This is a genomic window from Pedobacter sp. 01T416_2 (assembly GCF_056398925.1).
Window position 1 is genome coordinate 1 of sequence record NZ_JBFTQI010000535.1, and the last position, 4,152, is coordinate 4,152.

General features: G+C 39.5%; 4 protein-coding genes. All 4 read right to left on the reverse strand.

Annotated elements, in window-relative coordinates; translation table 11 throughout:
• On the reverse strand, positions 1-737 hold a 737-nt coding region (locus tag AC1DPQ_RS19730; RefSeq protein WP_477610624.1), incomplete at its 3' end, for a PorV/PorQ family protein.
• 561 nt (positions 738-1,298) lie between these two features.
• Entirely contained in the window at positions 1,299-1,964 is a 666-nt protein-coding gene (locus AC1DPQ_RS19735) for a hypothetical protein (protein ID WP_477610625.1), read from the reverse strand.
• Positions 1,965-2,139: 175 nt separating this feature from the next.
• On the reverse strand, positions 2,140-3,237 hold the full coding sequence (locus AC1DPQ_RS19740; RefSeq protein WP_477610626.1) for a hypothetical protein: 1,098 nt from the start codon (positions 3,235-3,237) through the stop codon (positions 2,140-2,142).
• Positions 3,238-3,397: 160 nt separating this feature from the next.
• Positions 3,398-4,152 (reverse strand): M57 family metalloprotease (locus AC1DPQ_RS19745; protein WP_477610627.1); only part of this gene is annotated, 755 nt, incomplete at its 5' end.

Genomic DNA, 4,152 nt, shown 5'->3' on the forward strand with positions numbered 1-4,152 from the left:
GTGACTGCAGAGCCCAGTTTCAGCTCAGTAGGCAGAAAATATGGTGTTCCGGTATCGCTATAGCTCATTTTTGTCCCGATGTTGGATATATTTACCCCCATCGACCAATCTGCAGGCCCTCCGAACAACATCACCCCGGTACGGTAGATTCCGGATATATCAGCTGCCAAGGCTCTTCCTGGCCCGGCCTGTACCCCTGAAGTTGTTGCCCCTGTAAACAGATTACTGTTGATGAAACGGATACTGCCACCGAGTGCGAATTCCTCACCAAAACTCCTGGCATAGCTGATATCGGCTGCAAACTCTGTTGGATGGGCTGTTCCCAATCCCTGTGCGTTATCATCGGTAAGACTAACTGCGCCCAGAGAAAAATATCTCAAAGAAGCCCCTATGGTATTGCGTTCGTCCAACTTGTGGTAGCTGCTCAGGTAGGCAAGGTTCATATCCGGCACCAGATTCCTCATCCATGGGGTATAGGTTAAACCTATTCCTGTCGATCCCAGGGGCAGATAGGCCATCGATGCGGCATTGATGGCTGCCGAATGGGCATCAGCTTCAACCGCTACACCGGCATTGCCCATACCAGCAATGCGGGCACCCGGCGTGATCCGTAAAAAGGGAGCTGCAGCAATCAGGCTGTTAGATCTGGTATCATTGTCGATTTTTCCTGCCTGCTGGGCATCAGCGTTTGTAATAACTAAAGTTAGCAGGGCCAAAAGGAAAAATATTCTGTTCATCGGTTATGAGTTTAAATTTTCAGTTTACTATCAAAAAATAACAATCGTTTTCCTTGCTATCAATTCTATCGGTTTTCCACCAGTCGATCATTTCAGTAGGATATTACACCATCCAAGAATCTTTTGCTAAAGGGMAAAAAACAGAATAGTCCGTCACTACCGGTGTTATAACATTATTTATGCATTACTTTCCCAAAGTTTACATTTTGTAAAACTGGTTCATTTATTCGTTTGTTTAATTGTTTAAATTGATTATCGCTCACCTACTAAAATCATTTAACATAATTCATTACAAATGATTTAATATTCATTCCTAAAATCCTTGTTTTAAAACAAAAGGATGTTAAATAACCCTATTCCACGCTTATCAAATATATATATACACGTTAATTACATTGTTTAAAAAAACATCATAGTATTATTTTAAACAATTATTATTTCTTAATATCCGAACAACTCCTCTGGTGTTAATTTTTTAACATCACCATACTTCTTCAAATTACCATCTTCCACAATTTTTTTTCCGAGAATACAATAGGCGTATTTTTTATGGGCAACGTATTAATCGACAAAAGCTTTCAGATCATTGTAGGTTAAAGTCCTTAATTGTTCATAAATTTGCTGACGGTAATCGGTTGTAATTCCCTTATTTTCCAACAACAAGTAAAAATCGGGCAATTTCTCTTCTGTAAAACGTTGTGTTTCGAATGACTTTAGCAGGCTCATCCTTGCGTTATTTATGCCATCCTCCGAATGAGGCAAGTCATTTAACAGCAAATCCATTCCACTAATAGCTTCTTCCATTTTATCGGCTTGACAACCAATAATGGCTTTCATTAGGTACGGATCGTTTTTATAAACGGGTGTTTGAAATGTAGCACTGGTTGAATAAGCAAGTGCCTTTGACTCTCGCAACTGTTGAAAAACAATAGAGCCCATGCCATCACCAAAATAACTAATAGATTTATAGTAGGTTGCAGCGAAGGCTGATAGCCAGGTATATTTCTGTTCCATTGTATTTGTGTCTTCAAAATCTTTTTCTACTCTTTGTACGTAAGCACCGTCCGTCTGCTGCAGCAAGCGACCTCGGTTTTTCGGGTTAAAAAACGGCCAGCCACAAAACTGACCGTTATCAAAAGTTAAACCCCGCAAATTCAATGCATCTGCACCTATCTTTGCAAAGGCGGTGTAGAGATCAAAATCTGCTTGGTTGTGCTTATACCACATATACTGCGGATCTAAGTGGCTTCTATAACACAACAAATCCATGAAAGCTCCACTGGGGTGCTTGGTTTTTGTTTTGCGTAAATACGAACCGCACCTTACAAAGCGCAATTCAGTGAGTAGTTTTTCAACATTTCCACCCACCGATTACTCATATCAATTGTATGAATTGATAAATCTAATAATCATACCTGGTTGCATTATGTCTGCTGCCATCAGGGTTCTTTCCTTCACGCAGATAGTCTCCGGTCTTATCAATATAAGTATTATAGGTATTCAATAACCTGTAGTCCCAATATGGATATTCGTGACCGGTTAACAATCCATTAATTATAGGGCGCATAGCCAAGAAGAACGCTTTATTATTTGCAGGATAAGTCATATTACTGCTATGGCTAAAACCTAATGCATGACCCAGCTCATGAAGGATCTCCTCCTCTGAAGATTTATTGTAATGCCTCATTAATACATATTCAGCTCCGGCCACTAGATTGCCTCCACCCAGTCCGCTGACATTTCTCACCAGGCCTGTCTCTAATTTTGGACGGGTCAAAATATCTTTGTAAACCGCTTCTTTTCTTTCTTTGGTCAGCACGCTTCCATTATTTTCGATTAAACCTTCATAATCCATGAAAGCTTTTTGTGCCGCATCCTGGGAAAACAGATAAGCCAGATTCGTAAACATGGCGATGCACTCCCTGGCATGTAATGGGTTCATCCTATACCAGTTATCAATATCCTGCTGCTGTTTTCTGAAATTTAATTGCCAGGCTGTTTTAATTCCGTTAAGTTTTTTATAAAAAGGATCATCGACCGCTACAGAAAATACCGCTTTAGATAGATCAGTTTGCTTTTTAACCTCTATCAATTTTCCGCTTTCGGTGTACAGCTTCTCATCTTTTTCTGTAATTGATACCGGTAAATCAAATGATGTCAATGAAGAAATTGAGTCAATTTTTAAAAGTTTAATCCGCTCTTCGTATCCGGTTAGCTTCACAAAAACATCAACATTTTTTATGCTTTTTAAAGTATAGCAGCTTAACTTCATGCGGTTAGTTCCGCTTACTTCGATGCTCAGGGGATCACGTAAATTAATGGTACGGCTGACCATTATTTCTACAGGCTCAGTATCCGAAAGAATCTTCCCGACATTTTGGATATCTTTAAAAGAAACATTTTGGGTTAGTACTTTCGGTTCCGGCAAAGGTTCCTTACTTGCTTTTTTACAGGAAAAAAGGATAACAACAAATGTTAAGAATAAAAACTGTTTTTTCATTTTATAGTAGATTGGTGTAATTAATGTCTCATTTTTATCGAAAGCGCTACAGATGAGCATAGAGAGATTGGTCTTTCAGCATCTCAAACTTTGTTTGATTACAAAGAGGGAGCATTTTCAATGCTCCCTCTTTTGATTTATATCTGATCGGTATTTGGATTTATTTATAAAGGTAATTCATTGCAATCACGTCATTCGCATTAAATGTGCGATTGCCACCGTTAGAGCAGGCTAGCATAAACGATTCAGCATCTGCTTTTGATGGTGTTCCTGGTATCTGGATTGCGCCAACTCCTGCTGATCCTTCATTGGAGCGTCTTCCTCCACAGCTATATGCTCTGTTCATATAGTCGGTATGGCGGAATCCTATACAATGCCCAACTTCATGTTGCAAAACTGAGGCTACATACAATAAATTAGGATTCGTTCCATAGGCATTAACATTCGTATTCATTTTAACCTGGTTAAATGGTTCGCCACTTGAAGTAGGAAAACCAGACGAACCTAAAGTGATGAAACCACCGCTTGGCCCTTCGTTAAACCCAAATACATCAATATTACCTGTAGTACCTGTATTTGCCTTTTGAAAAGTTATACGCAGACCCAATGAATTGTACCTTGAAATCATCAGGTCAACGGCATCACTATATACTTGTGGTAAATTAGTAACTGAAATTGTAACCACGCGTGGCAGTGATTTAACAATATTCGTTGTGCGGTACTGCTCGGTTTCAGCAATGTTTAAATTAGGGCTTAAAGATTTCTCCGTTAAGTTGGCATCTGTTAGCACGATGTCGCCCTCAACCAGGTAACCGTTATCTACTTTACGCACATCTTCGACACTAAATCCTAAGCTTTTTATCTGTTGTAAAGTACTTGCGGATATTTCGGCTTTGTTTTCGGTTTGCTCAGAAG